General features: G+C 76.9%; 15 protein-coding genes. 10 read left to right on the top strand and 5 right to left on the bottom strand.

Annotated elements, in window-relative coordinates; translation table 11 throughout:
* Nucleotide 1: 1 nt before the first annotated feature.
* Nucleotides 2-697 (top strand): SH3 domain-containing protein, encoded by a 696-nt coding sequence (locus RQM47_RS01070; RefSeq protein ID WP_311664257.1) that lies wholly within the window; start codon nucleotides 2-4, stop codon nucleotides 695-697.
* On the opposite strand, the gene RQM47_RS01065 is transcribed toward RQM47_RS01070, so the two are convergent.
* Nucleotides 694-1,062: a hypothetical protein gene (locus RQM47_RS01065; protein ID WP_311664258.1), complete on the bottom strand. Its 369-nt coding sequence runs from the start codon at nucleotides 1,060-1,062 to the stop codon at nucleotides 694-696. The genes RQM47_RS01070 and RQM47_RS01065 overlap by 4 nt on opposite strands.
* Before the next feature lie 128 nt (nucleotides 1,063-1,190).
* Here RQM47_RS01065 and RQM47_RS01060 point away from each other — a divergent pair, with 128 nt between their 5' ends.
* The 7 genes from RQM47_RS01060 (at nucleotide 1,191) to RQM47_RS01030 (ending at nucleotide 7,433) form a co-directional block, all read left to right on the top strand.
* A complete protein-coding gene (locus tag RQM47_RS01060; RefSeq protein ID WP_311664259.1) occupies nucleotides 1,191-1,874 on the top strand; it encodes a thymidine kinase in 684 nt (227 codons plus the stop codon).
* Nucleotides 1,871-2,407, top strand: coding sequence for a J domain-containing protein (locus RQM47_RS01055; protein WP_311664260.1), 537 nt, complete (start codon nucleotides 1,871-1,873; stop codon nucleotides 2,405-2,407). Before RQM47_RS01060 ends, RQM47_RS01055 begins: the two co-directional genes overlap by 4 nt.
* Before the next feature lie 232 nt (nucleotides 2,408-2,639).
* The gene (locus tag RQM47_RS01050) at nucleotides 2,640-3,143 is read left to right on the top strand and encodes an RDD family protein (RefSeq protein WP_311664261.1); all 504 of its coding nucleotides are present in this window, start codon (nucleotides 2,640-2,642) and stop codon (nucleotides 3,141-3,143) included.
* Between the two features lie 242 nt (nucleotides 3,144-3,385).
* Nucleotides 3,386-5,590 (top strand): DNA polymerase III subunit gamma/tau, encoded by a 2,205-nt coding sequence (gene dnaX / locus RQM47_RS01045; RefSeq protein WP_311664262.1) that lies wholly within the window; start codon nucleotides 3,386-3,388, stop codon nucleotides 5,588-5,590.
* Nucleotides 5,591-5,702: 112 nt separating this feature from the next.
* Nucleotides 5,703-6,032 carry a YbaB/EbfC family nucleoid-associated protein gene (locus RQM47_RS01040; RefSeq protein ID WP_311664263.1) on the top strand — a complete coding sequence of 110 codons (330 nt, stop codon included), beginning with the start codon at nucleotides 5,703-5,705 and terminating at the stop codon, nucleotides 6,030-6,032.
* Between the two features lie 162 nt (nucleotides 6,033-6,194).
* Complete coding sequence (gene recR / locus RQM47_RS01035; RefSeq protein WP_311664264.1) at nucleotides 6,195-6,881, top strand: recombination mediator RecR; 687 nt, start codon at nucleotides 6,195-6,197, stop codon at nucleotides 6,879-6,881.
* A 120-nt stretch (nucleotides 6,882-7,001) separates the two neighbouring features.
* Nucleotides 7,002-7,433: a hypothetical protein gene (locus RQM47_RS01030; protein WP_311664265.1), complete on the top strand. Its 432-nt coding sequence runs from the start codon at nucleotides 7,002-7,004 to the stop codon at nucleotides 7,431-7,433.
* A gap of 123 nt (nucleotides 7,434-7,556) precedes the next feature.
* Here the strand turns inward: RQM47_RS01030 and RQM47_RS01025 are convergent, their stop codons facing one another.
* The 3 genes from RQM47_RS01025 to RQM47_RS01015 are packed head-to-tail and all read right to left on the bottom strand — an operon-like array spanning nucleotide 7,557 to nucleotide 10,905.
* Nucleotides 7,557-8,357 (bottom strand): LytTR family DNA-binding domain-containing protein, encoded by an 801-nt coding sequence (locus RQM47_RS01025; RefSeq protein ID WP_311664266.1) that lies wholly within the window; start codon nucleotides 8,355-8,357, stop codon nucleotides 7,557-7,559.
* A complete protein-coding gene (locus RQM47_RS01020) occupies nucleotides 8,354-9,550 on the bottom strand; it encodes a sensor histidine kinase (RefSeq protein ID WP_311664268.1) in 1,197 nt (398 codons plus the stop codon). The genes RQM47_RS01025 and RQM47_RS01020 overlap by 4 nt, the downstream gene beginning before the upstream one ends.
* A gap of 41 nt (nucleotides 9,551-9,591) precedes the next feature.
* Nucleotides 9,592-10,905: an amidohydrolase family protein gene (locus RQM47_RS01015; RefSeq protein WP_311664270.1), complete on the bottom strand. Its 1,314-nt coding sequence runs from the start codon at nucleotides 10,903-10,905 to the stop codon at nucleotides 9,592-9,594.
* 316 nt (nucleotides 10,906-11,221) lie between these two features.
* Between RQM47_RS01015 and RQM47_RS01010 the strand changes: the two genes are divergently transcribed.
* Nucleotides 11,222-13,018, top strand: a complete 1,797-nt coding sequence (locus RQM47_RS01010) for a TonB-dependent receptor plug domain-containing protein (RefSeq protein WP_311664272.1) — start codon at nucleotides 11,222-11,224, stop codon at nucleotides 13,016-13,018.
* A 198-nt stretch (nucleotides 13,019-13,216) separates the two neighbouring features.
* On the opposite strand, the gene RQM47_RS01005 is transcribed toward RQM47_RS01010, so the two are convergent.
* Nucleotides 13,217-13,366, bottom strand: a complete 150-nt coding sequence (locus RQM47_RS01005) for a hypothetical protein (RefSeq protein WP_311664274.1) — start codon at nucleotides 13,364-13,366, stop codon at nucleotides 13,217-13,219.
* Between the two features lie 44 nt (nucleotides 13,367-13,410).
* Here RQM47_RS01005 and RQM47_RS01000 point away from each other — a divergent pair, with 44 nt between their 5' ends.
* The gene (locus tag RQM47_RS01000) at nucleotides 13,411-13,962 is read left to right on the top strand and encodes a TIGR00730 family Rossman fold protein (RefSeq protein WP_349256325.1); all 552 of its coding nucleotides are present in this window, start codon (nucleotides 13,411-13,413) and stop codon (nucleotides 13,960-13,962) included.
* Nucleotides 13,963-14,081: the final 119 nt, after the last annotated feature.

The raw sequence follows: 14,081 nt of genomic DNA, 5'->3' as shown, positions 1-14,081 counted from the left end.
CGTGGCTGTCGCCCTCGCCCTGCTCGTGCTCCTCCAGCCCGCCCCGCGCGCCGAGGCCGAGCGGCTGTTTGACGTGGGGACCACGCTCGTCGCCGAGGGCGACACGGCCGGCGCCGTGGCCGCGTGGGAGGGCGCCCTCGACACCGGCTGGGCGTCGGCCGCCGCCGAGGCCAACCTGGGCGCCGTCGCGCACGAGCGGGGCGACGTGGGCCGCGCGCGGCTGCACCTGGAGCGGGCCGCCCGCCTCGCCCCGCTCGACGGCGACGTGGCGCGGGCGCTGGCCGACGCCCGCGAGGCGGCCGGCGCCGCCCCGCCCACGGCGGCCGAGCGCGCGTGGCGCGGGCTCGTGGGTGTGGTGCGCCCGGTCGGGCTCGTGGCCCTCGCGCTGGCGCTCGCGTTCGGGGCGCTCGCGCTGAGGCTCCTCGGCCGGCGCCGCCCCGCCCTCGTCGTTAGCGTCGTGGCCGCGTTCGCCGTGGCCGCCGCCGGCACGTCGCTGTGGCAGGCGGCCCAGGCGGACGGTATCGTGCTCGCGGACGCGGCCGACGTCCGCGAGGCGCCGTCGCCGACCGCCCCGCCCGTGGCGCGCGTCCGCGCCGGCGAGCGCGTGGGCGTGGGGGAGGAGCGGGCGGGGTGGCGCCGCGTCTCGGCCGGCGGCGCCGAGGGCTGGGTCCGGGGCGGGGCGGTGGCGGCGCTCTAGCGGCGGGCGAGCGCGGCGTCGATCTGGGCCTCGACGTCGCCGCCGGCGCGGTGGCCGCGGGCGAACGCGACCGCCTGCTCGCGGACGCCGGCCAGGCCGTCGGCGTCGAGTCCGGCGAGCGGCCACATGGCGACGGGCGCGCGGGCCAGCTTGACGACGAGCCGGGGCGACTTTTTCCCAACGACCATGGCGACGCCGACCGGCACGTCGTCGAGGTCTGTGAGGCGGACGGTCCCGCGCCGCGTGCGCTGGACGGGGCGGGGTGGGAGGTCGAGGGCGCGGCGGAGGACGTCGTCGGGCGTTTCGCCAAACGCGCCGCGCGCGGCGATGGCGTCGTAGACGTCCTGGGAGATGCGGATGGTCATGGGCGGGGTGGAGCGGGGAAAGCGCGAGACGAAGGAAGTGTCACAATGTTACATCGGCACGCAGCGCACTCCGCACGACCGCCCCGCCCCGGTCGTTCATCCTGCTCCCCCCGCGCTACTTTCCCCCCATGGAGCCCCACGTCTACACGCGCGACGAGAGCGGCCGCCGTCGCGGGTGGGTCGAGGTCGTCTGCGGGAGCATGTTCTCGGGCAAGACCGAGGAGCTGATCCGCCGCCTGAAGCGGGCGCGGATCGCGCGGCAGAACGTGGCCTTGTTCAAGCCGGCCCTCGACACGCGCTACGACGCCGAGGCCGTCGTCAGCCACGACGCCACGGCGCTCCCCGCCGTCGTCATCCACGCGGCCGACCAGATCCTGCTCCTCGTCGGCGACGCCGACGTCGTGGGCATCGACGAGGCCCAGTTTTTCGGCCCCGAGCTCGTCGACGTCGTCGAGCGGCTGGCCCGCGACGGCAAGCGCGTCGTGATCGCCGGTCTGGACCAGGACTACCTCGGGCGCCCGTTCGAGCCGGTCCCCCAACTCATGGCCGTGGCCGAGCACGTGACGAAGCTGCACGCCGTGTGCGTCCGGTGCGGGGCGCCGGCCAACCACTCGCAGCGGATCGTGGCCGAGGGCGCGCGCGTGCTCGTCGGCGAGGCCGAGGCGTACGAGCCGCGGTGCCGGCGGTGCTTCCGGCCGCGGGCCGTGGAGGCGGTCCCCGTCGCGGCCGGCACCGAGCCCGCCGCCCCGCCCGAGCCCGCTCCGGCCGAGCCCGCCCCGCCCGCGTCGGGCGCCGTCCCCGCGCGCCCATGAGCCTCGTCACGATCGGCACGTCGTTCGTGGTCGTGGCGCTGCTGGCGGCCGTCGTCCTCGGCTGGGTCGCCGACCTCCGGCGGACGGGCGGGGCGGTCTCGGCGCACGAGGCCCGCGCGCAGGCCGAGCGGGCGGGGCGGGGCGGCCGCGGGCGCAGCGCGTTCTACACGTCGCGCGAGGACCGGGCCGAGGCCATGCGCGAGCGGATCGCCCGCGAGCGCCGACGCCGCGAGCGGGCGCGCGGTCCGCGCGTTCGGAGTCCCGACGCTGAGCCCGCCGGCTCCCCGGCCGACCGTCCACCCGCCCCGCCCCCCGACGCCCCCGAGGCCCGCCACCGGCGGACGCTCGAACTGGGGAGCGGCCCCGTCACCGCCGATCGCCTCCGCCTCCACTACCGCCGCCTCGTCACGGCGTACCACCCCGACCGCGTGGCCGGCCTGGGCGCCAAGCTCCAGCGGCTGGCCGAGGAGGAGACGAAGGCGATCAACGAGGCGTATTCGTTTTTCAAGCGCGAGATCGGGGAGAGGGCGTAGCGGCCCGCGCCACCGCGCCCGCCGTGCCCACGGCCACGGGCGACCGCCGGTCGCCCCTACGGCGGCCGCCCCGCCCGGACGCTGCGGTCCGACGGCGTTGCATGCAACGCCGCTACGACGGCCGCCCCGCCCGTGCCGTGGGCGGGGCGGCGCGTCTTCGCTTCCCGATCCCCCGACGTTTCTTGGACGCGGGCGGGGCGGGGCGCTATCGTCCGGGCCGCCCCCCACGCCTATGGCCACCGCCGCCCCCGTCTCTGCCGCCCGCCCCGTCCGCGTCCGCCGGTTTGCGGCGGCGTTCCTCGACGGCGCCCTCGCGCTCACGCTCGCGCTCGTGCCCGCCGCGCTGACGCCGGGGGCGTTCAAGGGGCGGATGTTCGGGGTCGGCCTCCTGCTCGGCGCCGCTTACCTCCTCCTCCGCGACGGGCTCCCGTACGCCGAGTGGGGGCCGCGCTCGCTGGGCAAGCGGTGGCTCGGCCTCCGCCCGTACTGTGTGGGCGGGGCGGCCCTGACGTGGGAGGTCTCGGCGCGGCGGAACGCGACAGTCGGCGGCGCGCTCGCCGTGTGGGCGCTGATCTACCTCGCCGGCGGGTTCCGCGGCATCCCGTTCGGCGGGTTCCTCCTGTGGGCGGCCGTCGCCGTGGTCGTGATCGAGGCCGTGCTCGTCGCCATCGACCCGGTCGGCCGGCGGCTGGGCGACCGGATCGCGCAGACGCGCGTGGTCGAGGCGCGAGCGTAAGGGGGGGGGACAGGCAGCAGGAACTGAAAGAAGGCAGAGGGCGCCGCCGCCCCGCCCCCGCGTCGCTGCCACGGGCGGGGCGGGGCGGTCGAGTTTGGAGTCGCGCTGCCCGTCCCCGCCCCTCGCTCTCCGCCCCGCCCGACTTGTCCACACGCCCCGCCCGCGCCGGGGCCTGACGCTATGTTGACCGGGGCCGGCGGTACCGTTGGAGCCCCGCCGCCCCGCCCCCGGACACCCTCTCGATGGCCGACACCCCTGCCCCGCGCTACCTCGTCACGGCGCGGAAGTACCGCCCGCAGACGTTCGGCGACCTCGTCGCCCAGGAGCACGTCGCCCAGACGCTCCGCAACGCGATCACGTCGGGCCGCCTCGCCCACGCCTACCTCTTTAGCGGCCCGCGCGGCGTGGGCAAGACGACGGCCGCGCGCATCCTCGCCAAGGCCGTCAACTGCCAGACGCCGCTCGACCAGCGGCCCGACGCCGAGCCGTGCCGGACGTGCGACTCGTGCCTCGCCTTCGAGGCCGGCCGCTCGCTCAACGTCATCGAGATCGACGCGGCCTCGAACAACCGCGTCGAGGACATCCGCGAGCTCCGCGACACCGTCCGCGTGCCGCCGCAGGGGGCCGACAAGAAGGTGTACATCCTCGACGAGGTCCACATGCTCTCGGCGAGCGCGTTCAACGCGCTCCTCAAGACGCTCGAGGAGCCGCCGCCGTACGCCCTCTTCATCTTCGCGACGACGGAGCCGCACAAGGTGCTCCCCACGATCCTGTCCCGGACCCAGCGGTTCGACTTCCGGCGGATCGCGGTGCCCGAGATCGTCGGCCGCCTCCGGGCCATCTGCGAGGCCGAGGGCGTCCGGGCCGACGACGAGAGCCTCGTCCTCCTCGCGCGCAAGGGCGACGGCGCGCTCCGCGACGCGCTCTCGCTCTTCGACCAAGCCCTCTCGCTCTGCGGCGACACGGTCGAGATCGGCCCGCTCCGCGAGGCGCTCGGCGTGGTCGACGCCGACCTCTACTTCGCGGCGACCGACCGCGCGCGCGCCGGCGACCGCGCCGGCCTCCTCGACCTCGTCGAGCACGTGGTCCAGAGCGGCCACGACCTGAACGAGTTCGTGCTGGGCCTGGCCGACCACGTCCGCAACCTGCTCGTGGCGCGGGCGACGGGCTCAGGCGCGCTCATCGAGGGGACCGAGGCCACGCGCGACCGCTACCTCCGCGCCGCCGGCCCCTACGCCGAGGCGGACCTCCTGCACCTCCTCCTCCTCTCCGACGGGGCGGCGAGCGACCTCCGCGAGAGCCGCCAGCCGCGCCTGACGTTGGAGCTGGCGCTGCTCAAGATGGCGAGCCTGGAGTCGGCCCTCGACCTCGGCCGCCTGATCGACCGGCTCGACGGGCTGGAGGCGGCGGCCCGCGACGGCGCCCTCGCTGCCCCGGCCTCGGCTCCGGCCGCCCCGCCCCCAGCGGCTCCCGCGGCTTCGACCGCCCCGCCCTCGGCGCCTGCGGCCTCGGCTGCCGCGCCGTCGGCCGGCGCGCCTGCGTCCTCGGCCGCCCCGCCCTCAGTTCCTGCGCCTTCTGCCGCCCCGCCCTCAGCGCCTGCGGCTCCGCCCGCCTCGGAGCCTGCCGCCTCGCCCGCGGCGCAGACGTCGGAGCCGCCGGCCGGGTACGCCGCTCGTCCGCCGGCCGCCGCGCCGCCGAGCGCGGGCGGGGCGGTCCCGGAGCCGCCCGCGAGCGCCGAGCCGGCCCCGAGCGCTCCGCCGCGTCCGCCGGCCGCCCCGCCCCAGCAGGAGCAGCCCCCGCCGCACACCGACCGCGACGACCCCATGGGGGGGCGGGGTGGCGACGACGGCGGCGTGCCCCGGCCGCCCCGCCCCGCGCCGGCGCCCCCGCCTGCGGGCGGACCGCCCGCGGCCGCGCCCCGCCCGGCGCCGGCCCGGCCCGGCGGCGCCCTGTTTGGCCGCCCCGCCCTCCGCCGGCCGTCCGGCGGCGACGGGCAGACGGGCGGGGCGGCCACGCTCGCCGTCCCCGACGCGCCCTCGGCGACGGGCGGGGCGGCGCCGGCCGAGCCCATCGGCCCGGCGCTCGGGCAGGTGCAGGACGCGTGGCCGCGCTTTGTCGAGGCGGTCCGCGCCGAGGTCGGCGTCCGCGTCGGCGCCATCGTCCAGGGTGGGCGGGCGCTCCGCGTGCGGCGCGGGGCCGTCGAGGTCGGGCTCGACGACGACTTCGCGTGCCGCGTGGCCGACGAGCACGCAGCGGTGCTCGCCGACGTGCTCATGGGCGTGCTGGGCGGGGAGGCGCCGCCCGTCCGCTACGTGGTCGCCCCGGCCGAAGCCCTCGAAACCGGGGCGCCGGCCGACCCGTTCGACGCGCTCAAGCAGATGCGCCAGGAGCACCCGGTCGTCCGCGCGCTCTTCGAGCGGTTCGGCGCCGAGATCGTCTGGCAGTGAGTCGGTACGGGGTACAGGGTACGGGGTACCCGCCCCACGCCATTCTATTCGTACCCCGTACTTCGTACCCAGTACCCCTACTCCGATGGACGGAACCCCTGGAGGCCCCAACATGGCCGACCTGTTCGGCAAGATGGCCGACATGCAGAAGCGCGTGGCTGAGACACAGTCGAAGCTTTCCGAGGAGCGCGTGACGGCCGAGGCCGGCGGCGGCATGGTCAAGGTGACGGCCGACGGCGCGGGCCGGGTCGTCTCGATCAAGATCGAGCCCGACGCCGTCGACCCCGACGACCTCGAGCTCCTGGAGGACCTCGTCGTGGCCGGCGTGAACAAGGCCATCGAGGAGGCCGAGGGCATCAAGGCACGCAAGATGCAGGAGGCGGCCTCGTCGATGCTCCCGCCGGGCCTGGACCTGGGCGGCATGGGTCTGCCGGGGATGTAGGGAGGGCGGGGCCTGGCCGCGTCCGCCCCGCCCGCGCAGCCGTCGGGCGGGGCGGGTGACACGCCGCTGGCGCCCGCCCGCGCGACCTTACCCCGTTCCACCCCGCCCAATTCGAGGGCGGGGCGGCGCCCGTACTGACCGACCCGACTGACCGCCCCCCAGATGCACCTGACGTCCGAGACCGTCGACGCGCTCGTCGAGCAGCTCTCGAAGCTCCCTACGATCGGCCGGAAGACGGCCCAGCGGCTCGCGGCCTTCATCCTGAAGATGCCTCGCGACGAGGTCGTCGAGCTCGCCAAGGCGCTCGTGGCGGCCAAGGACCGCGTCAAGACGTGCTCGGTCTGCTTCAACGTGACCGACGTCGACCCGTGCCCCGTGTGCCAGTCGGCCAAGCGGGACCGGTCCGTGATCTGCGTGGTCGAGGAGCCGTCCGACGTGCTCGCGCTGGAGCGGACGGGCGAGTTCCGCGGCCTCTACCACGTGCTCGGCGGCGTGATCTCGCCGCTCGACGGGATCGGCCCGGACGACCTCCACGTGTCCGAGCTCGTGGCCCGCGTCGCCGGCGCCGCGACCGCCCCGCCCGGGGGCGCGACGGCCGAGCCGGGCGCGGTCGCCGAGCCCGACGGGTCCTTCGAGACCGGCGACGAGGGCGGGGCGGTCCGCGAGGTGATTCTGGCCATGAACCCGAACGTGGAGGGTGATACGACGGCGTACTACGTCGGCCAGATGCTGGCGCCCTTCGGCGTGACCGTCTCGCGGATCGCGCGCGGCCTCCCCATCGGCGGCGACCTCGAGTTCGCCGACGAGGCCACGCTCAGCCGCGCGCTCGAAGGGCGGTCGGGGTTGTAGGCGGGTGCTCCGCCCGTGCGCAACCCGCTGTCCATCCGCGGGTTCGGGCGGGGCGGGGGAACCGGCGGCGCGTTGGTTGTTTGAACAGCCATCGCCGACGCCCCGCCCGGGGCCTGTCCCATGGTCAAGGTCGTCACCGCCGCCCGTTACCTGCTCGGGGTCCTGCTGCTCGTGCTCGGCCTCAACGGGTTCCTGGACGTCATCCCCCAGCCGCCCCCGCCCGACGACGGCGGCGCGTTCCTGGGCGCGCTGGTCTCGGGCGGCGTGCTCCCGGTCGTGAAGGCGTTCGAGGTGGTCGTCGGCGTGCTGTTGCTGGCGGGGCGGTTCGTCCCGCTCGCGCTCGTGGTGCTCGTCCCGATCACCGTAGGCATCCTGCTCTACCACGTCCGGTTCGACCCGGCGGGCGGGGTGGCCGCCTACCTCGTCGCCGTGCTCCACGGGGTCCTGCTGTGGGGGTACCGGGCGCACCTGATGCCGCTGCTCGTGCCGCGCGCCGAGCCGCTGCCGGACCGCCGCCCCGCCCCGCCCGCCGAGCGGCGCGTGGTGGCCTAGAGCGACCCAAAGGAGGGTACAAGGTGCGAGGTACAGGGTACGCGGCTCGTAGAGCCCACGCAGGGCCGTACCTCGTACCGGGTACCTCGTACCCACCCGGAGGGGGCGCCGGGGGCGGGGTGGTCAGGCCATCATCCGGCGGATCGTGTCGGCGTAGGTCCGGCTCACGCGGACGACCGCCCCGCCGTCGAGGCGCGCGACGAAGCCGCCCGAGTTGTCGCGCTCTAGGGCGCGGAGCGCGTCGAGCGCCACGACGGCCGAGCGGTGGACGCGCGCGAACCGGGCCGGGTCGAGCCGCTCGGCGAGCGCGCCGATGCCCTGCGAGGCCAGGTACGTCCGCCCCGCCCGATTCGGGACCGTCCGGGCCGGGTCCGTCTGGGCGGAGTCGGCCCGCGTGTGGAGCTTGGTGTAGTCGCCGGCGGCCTCGGCCCAGACCAGGTCGGCCGTGGCGACGGGGACGAACACGCCGCCGTCCTCGACGAGCAGCCGCTCGGCGTAGGGCGGGGCGGCGTGGCGAGCGGCCGCGGCCGCCCCGCCCCCATCTGCCTGGGCGAGCGCGCGGCCGACGGCCTCGGCAAAGCGGGCGCGCGTGAACGGCTTGAGCAGGTAGTCGACGGCCGCCACCTCGAAGGCGCGCACGGCGTGCTGGTCGTAGGCCGTCGAGAAGACGACGCGCGGGAGCTGAAGGCCGCGGCGCTCGGCCTCGTCGAGCACCTCGAACCCGGTCAGCCCGGGCATCTGGACGTCGAGGAACAGGAGCCCGACGGCCGCCCCGCCCGCCTCGGCGTCGGCGAGGGCCGCGACCGTCTCCGGCCCGTTCGCGCACTCGCCGACGACCGCGACCGGCGCGTCGAGCGCGGCGAGCGCCTCGCGGACCATCTTCCGCGCCGGCGCCTCGTCGTCGGCGATCATCGCGCGCGTCATGGCTGGGCGGGCGGGGCGGGGCGGCCGTCGGCGGGGACCGTAAACCGGGCCTCCAGGCCGCGCGCCTGCCCGTCGCCCCCGGGCACAGCGAGCGTGAGGCCGGTCCCGAAGAGGGCGCGCAGCCGGGCGTCCGTGTTGGCGAGGCCGACGCCGCCTGGGACCGCCCCGCCCGCCGCCCGGGGCGGGGTGCCGCCGTGGGCCACCGGGGCGGGGTGGAGCAGGTCGGCGACGGGCACGCCCGGCCCGGCCCCGTCGTCGCGGACGAGGACGTGGACCGCCCCGCCCACGCGCCGGGCTTCGACGCGGAGCAGGCCGCCCTCGACGGTCGGCGCGAGCCCGTGGCGGACGGCGTTCTCGACGAGCGGCTGCACGAGCATGGGCGGCACCGGCACGTCGAGCGCGTCGTCGTCGGCGTCGATCTGGACGCGGAGGCGGCCGCCCATCCGCTCCCCCTCCAGCGCGAGGTAGTCGCGGACGAAGTCGAGCTCCTCGCGGAGCAGCACGCGCTCGCGCCGCGCGGCGGCCAGCGTGTAGCGGACGAGCCCGGCCAGCCGGGCCACCAAGTCGCGCGTCGCGCCCTGCTCGGGCGGGACCGAGGCGGCGACCGAGTTCAGCGTGTTGAACAGGAAGTGCGGGTCCATCTGCGCCCGGAGCGCGGAGAGCTGGGCGTCGCGGGCGGCCCGCTCCAACTCGGCGTGACGCGCCGCGGCCTCGGCCTCGGCCCTCGCCCGCCACTGGACCTCGGAGACGAAGTGGATGGCGTGGAGCGTCCCGAACTGGGCGACGTAGACGAGCGCCGGGATAAACACGTCCCATGCCTTCCCCCAGTCTCCGAGGACCGTGTAGCCAGCGACGGGCGCGAGCGCGCGGTAGGCGACATACCACGCCCACACCCACAGCGGCCCGAGCACGACGTGGGCCGCTACCTGGAGCCGCGGCCGTCCATCGAGCCGGCGGACGGCGACCCACCACACGGGGAGCGTGAGGAGCCCTTTCAGCCCGTAGTCGAACAGCGAGCGCGGGAGGAGGCCGAGCGTCTCGGTGACGAACAGGTCGAGTCCCCCTTCCTGAATCGCCCACTGCTCGATGGTCGCCGAGTACCCGAGCGCGAGCACGGCGTAGGCCGCCGCCGCACCTCCAACGCCGCGCCACGTGAGGCGGGGGCGGGGCGGGCGGGGCGGCTGAGCGGGCATGGCCGAAGGTAGCGGGCGGGGCGGGCCACCCCGCCCCGGCGTCAGCGTCGGGCGGCGGCGGCGTCCGTCCCGCCCAGGGGCTGCCCTTGCTTTTCGCGGTGCGCGATCTGCGCCGTGCACGACCAGTCGGCGGTCGGGTCGCAGGCGAGGGCGAGCAGGCTCGCTTCGTGGCCCGGCGCGAGGCGGCCGATGGCGCGGCCGGGGAAGACGACCTCCGGCGTCACGCGCGTCCACAGGTCGAGGACGGTGGGGAGATCGAAGAACTCGTTCGACGCGAAGAAGGCGGCCTCGGCGGCGGCCGTTCGGTTCCACTGGTCCGTGCCGATGGCGACACGGGCGCCGGCGTCGTGGAGGCGCCGCAGCGTCCGCCGGTGGAGGTCGCGGGCGAACACCCTGCGGGCGGGGCGGTCGGCGTTGTACACGTCGGACCAGACGGAGGTCGGGACGTAGACGAGGCCCCGCTCGCCAGACGCCTCGATCACGGCGTCGCTGAGGAGCGACCGCTCGATCTCGTCGTCGCCCTCGCGGCGGCCCGGGAGGTGGGCGAACCCGTCCACCCCGCTCTCGACGGCGAGCACCACGTCGGCGGCGGTCCCGACGTGGGCGAACACGCGGAGGCCGGCGTCATGCGCCCGGCGGACGACCTCGCGGAGCACCTCAGGCGTGAGGCCGCGGCCGCTCGCCAGCCCCGTCATCCCGCTCCGGGCCTCGGCCTCGCCCGCGACATCCATGAGGTACACCTTGACCACGTCGGGCTCGTGGGAGAGGAACGCCGCCCACTTCGCATCGAGGTCGGCCAGGGTCGGCACCTCGAAGTAGGCGTCGTCCTCGGCGAGCCGGCTCTCGTGGATCTCCCGCTTCATCGCGTCGGTCAGGTCGCGGCCGACGTAGCGGAGCGCCTGCCACTCGTAGACCTGGACCGGGTGCGACCGCGGCGACGTGAACCCGCCGTGCGAGTACGCCACGTCGACCGAGCCCGGGCCGTCGAACTGGTCCATCACCTGCGCCGCCCACGAGTGCCGGTCGGTCAGGACGAGCGCGTAGAACACGCCGTCTTCGACAAACCGCTCGGCTTGGCCCGGCCCTTGGTAGGCGTCGCTGAGCATGTGCGTGTGCGCGTCTCCGAACGGCGGCACGACGAACCGCCCCGCCAGGTCCACGACGCGCTCGGCGCGGGCGGGGCGGTCCGCGAACACCCCGCCCTCGGCCCAGACTGTATCACGCGGCTCGAACCGCTCGCCGTCCCACCACTGGCCGCCGACGTACGCCGTGGGCGGGGCGGCCGGGTTCGGGCGCGGCGACTGAGCGAGGGCGGACGTGGCCGCGAGGAGGACGAGGGCGGGGAGGAGGCGCACGGGGCGGTGGGGCGGGGAGGTCGTAGGGTAGCCGGCGTCGTGCCCGGCCTCCAGCCCGCATCGACGGGCCGCACGCTCGGCCGACAAGCCGCAGGGCCGCCCGGAGAGCCCCGATGCCGCGCCGCCCTCTCGATAGCTTTCCCGCCCCGCCCCCGGACTCATCCGCCGCCCCGCCCTCCTGCTCGCCGCCGCGCTCGTCGCGGGCGCGGCCTCCGCCCAGACCGGGCCGCCCGAGGCCGCCCCGCCCGACACGACGCGGGCGCTCGGCGAGGTCGTCGTCGGGGGGACCAGCGCCGCCGGGGCCGGCGTCGAGCGCGTGCCCGTCGCCGGCGTGCTCGCGCGCGACCCGGCCGTGCTCGCCGACGTGGCGCGGCTGGTCCCCTCGGCCGTCGCGCCGACGAACTCGCGCGGCGAGACGCTCCTCTACCTCCGCGGCGCCGGCGAGCGCCAGACGGCCGTGCTCCTCGACGGCGCCCCGCTGACGGTGCCGTGGGACCGCCGCCTCAACCTGGCCCTCGTCCCGGCCGGCGTCGTCGGGAGCCTCGACGTGGTGCGCGGGCCGGCGTCGCTCGCGTGGGGACCGAACGCGGCCGGCGGCGCGCTCGACCTCGTGCCGCGCGCGCTGCCGTCGGACGGCGCGCTGACGGAGGCCGAGGCGTCCGGCGGCCTCCCCGCCCGGGGCCGCCTCGCCGCGACCGCGCTCCGGCGGCGCGGGCCGTGGAGCCTCACGGGGTCGGCCGACGCCTCGGCGTCCGCGGGCGACGCGCTCGCCGCACGGCTCCCGTTTAGCCAGGACGCGGGCGCGCTCCGCACGAACACCGACCGCCGCGCGGCGAGCGCGCTGGGCCGCGTCGTCTGGGAGCCCGCCGGCCCGCACCGGCCGACGCTCGCGGTCACGGCCCTCGCCGTCACGGCCGCGCAGGGCGTCGCGCCCGAGGGCCACCTCGACCCGGCCGCCGAGCGCGTCCGCTTTTGGCGGATCCCCTCGTGGCAGCAGGCGGCGCTCGTCGTGCGCGGACGCATCCCCGCCCGCGTCGTCGGATTGGACGCGACGGCCTGGGCGAGCGGCGCCCGCCAGACGATCGACCAGTTCGCGGGCGCGGATTACGACGCGCGCGAGGGCGGGGAGGAGAGCAGGGACCGCACGGCCGGCGGCCGCCTCGTGGCCCACGCGGTGGGCGGGGCGGGGACGGTCCGCCTCGTCGCCCACGGCCACGTCTCGACGCACGACGAGGGCGGCCCGAACGCCGAGCCCGAGCGCTTCCGCGAAGCGGGGTGGCGCCTGGGCGTCGAGGCCGAGGGCGAAATGGGGCCGGTCGCGCTCCTGGCCGGCGCCGCCCTCGACGGGTTCGACCCGCTCAAAACCGCCGGGCGGACGTCGAGCGGCGGGTTCCGATCCGTCGCGCTCGTGGTGCGCGCCGAGGCGCCGGTCGGCCTAGCGCGCGTGTGGGCCGGCGTGTCGCGGGCGGGGCGGTTCCCGACGCTCCGCGAGCTGTTCGGCGAGGCGCTCGGCCGGTTCGCCCTCAACCCCGACCTCCGCCCCGAGGCGACGTGGCAAGGCGAGGTCGGCGCCCGCGCCGAGGGCCGCCGCGTCTCGGGCCGCGCCGCCGTCTTCGTCCGCCGCACGGCCGGGACCATCGAGCAGGAGCGGCTGCCCGACGGCCGCCGCCGCCGCGTCAACCTGGGCGGCAGCCGCGCCGTCGGCGTTGAGGCCGAGGCCGCGCTCCGCCTGGGCGGGGCGGCCCGGCTCGACGCGAGCGGCACCGTCCTCCACCTCCGCGGCTGGACCGACGACGCCGACGGCCTCCGCCTCCCCGAGCGGCCGGCCGCGCTCGGCCGCCTCGCCCTGACCGTCCTCCCCGCCCGCGGGTGGACGGCCGCCGCCGAGTTCCTCGCCACCGGCCCGGCCGTCTCGCTCGCCCCGGGCGGGATGGCGGACCTGCCCGCGTCCGTGGTCCTAGGCGGCCGCGTCGGCTATCGGTGGGCCGTCGGGCGCGGCCTGCTCGGCGCCTTCGTGCGCGTCGACAACGCGGGCGACGCCGCCGTCTTCCCGCAGGCAGGCCTCCCCGCCCCCGGCCGCGAGGTGCGCGCAGGCCTCCGGTGGGTGGGGTGAGGGGAAATGGGAAATGGGAAATGGGAAATGGGAAATGGGAAATGGGAAATGGGAAATGGAGCGTGCGGGCGGGGTGGCGCTGAATTTGTTCCGCCCCGCCCAGGCACGGCGGAGCGGTCGAGACGACGCCGAGGCTTAGCCAGGGCAGCGGCAGTCCCCCTCCTGGCCACCGCGCAGCGTCGGCGCAGCCAAGAGGGGCTAGGGGTGGTGGACGATGCGGGCGGGGCGGTCCTGAACAGCACCGCCCCAGCCGTCGGGCCGCCCCGCCCGGACGCCGCGGCCCGACGGCGTTGCATGCAACGCCGCTACGACGGCCGCCCCGCCCGTGGTGTGGGCGGGGTGGCGCATCTCCGCTGCCCGCTGCGGTAGCTTTCCCCGTGCGCCCGTCCCCCATCCGTCGTGTCTGCGTCTACTGCGGCTCCCGCCCCGGCGCCCGCCTCGCCTACGCCGAGGCCGCCCGGTCTCTGGGGACGCTCCTCGCCGAGGCCGGCATCGGGCTCGTGACCGGCGGCGGCCGCGTCGGGCTCATGGGCGTCGTCGCCGACGCCGTGCTCGCGGCGGGCGGGGAGGCCGTCGGCGTGATCCCGCATGCACTCGCCGAGCGCGAGGTGGGCCACGACGGGCTGACCGCGCTCCACGTTGTCGCCTCGATGCACGAGCGGAAGGCGACGATGGCCGACCTCGCCGACGCCTTCGTCGCGCTCCCGGGCGGGCTGGGCACGCTCGAGGAGATCGCCGAGATGCTGACGTGGGCGCAGCTCGGGCTCCACGACAAGCCGTGCGGGCTCCTCGACGTCGAGGGCTACTACGCCCCGCTCGTCGCGTTCGTGGACCACGCCGTCGGCGAGGGGTTCGTGGGCGCCGAGCACCGCGCCGCGCTCGTCGTCGAGGCCGAGCCGGCGGCGCTCCTCGACCGGCTGCGCTCCGCCCCGCCCCGCCCGTGACGCTGCCTCGCCCGTTGGGTCCGCTCGTGACGCCGCCCCGCCCCGCCCCGCGTGCGGACACGGCGAGCCGTGTCCCTGCGAGTGCCCGCCGTGGAGCGGCCGCCTTCTCCACCCCGCTT

This window comes from Rubrivirga sp. S365 (genome assembly GCF_032248475.1).
Lineage (GTDB): Bacteria > Bacteroidota > Rhodothermia > Rhodothermales > Rubricoccaceae > Rubrivirga > Rubrivirga litoralis.
This window is presented reverse-complemented; position numbering and strand designations above follow the sequence as displayed.

Bases quoted from the DNA above. Each gene is read 5' to 3' on its own strand.
- RQM47_RS01065 (WP_311664258.1), bottom strand. From the start codon at position 1,062: ATGACCATCCGCATCTCCCAGGACGTCTACGACGCCATCGCCGCGCGC.
- RQM47_RS01060 (WP_311664259.1), top strand. From the start codon at position 1,191: ATGGAGCCCCACGTCTACACGCGCGACGAGAGCGGCCGCCGTCGCGGG.
- RQM47_RS01055 (WP_311664260.1), top strand. From the start codon at position 1,871: ATGAGCCTCGTCACGATCGGCACGTCGTTCGTGGTCGTGGCGCTGCTG.
- RQM47_RS01050 (WP_311664261.1), top strand. From the start codon at position 2,640: ATGGCCACCGCCGCCCCCGTCTCTGCCGCCCGCCCCGTCCGCGTCCGC.
- dnaX (WP_311664262.1), top strand. From the start codon at position 3,386: ATGGCCGACACCCCTGCCCCGCGCTACCTCGTCACGGCGCGGAAGTAC.
- RQM47_RS01040 (WP_311664263.1), top strand. From the start codon at position 5,703: ATGGCCGACCTGTTCGGCAAGATGGCCGACATGCAGAAGCGCGTGGCT.
- recR (WP_311664264.1), top strand. From the start codon at position 6,195: ATGCACCTGACGTCCGAGACCGTCGACGCGCTCGTCGAGCAGCTCTCG.
- RQM47_RS01030 (WP_311664265.1), top strand. From the start codon at position 7,002: ATGGTCAAGGTCGTCACCGCCGCCCGTTACCTGCTCGGGGTCCTGCTG.
- RQM47_RS01025 (WP_311664266.1), bottom strand. From the start codon at position 8,357: ATGACGCGCGCGATGATCGCCGACGACGAGGCGCCGGCGCGGAAGATG.
- RQM47_RS01020 (WP_311664268.1), bottom strand. From the start codon at position 9,550: ATGCCCGCTCAGCCGCCCCGCCCGCCCCGCCCCCGCCTCACGTGGCGC.
- RQM47_RS01005 (WP_311664274.1), bottom strand. From the start codon at position 13,366: ATGCGCCACCCCGCCCACACCACGGGCGGGGCGGCCGTCGTAGCGGCG.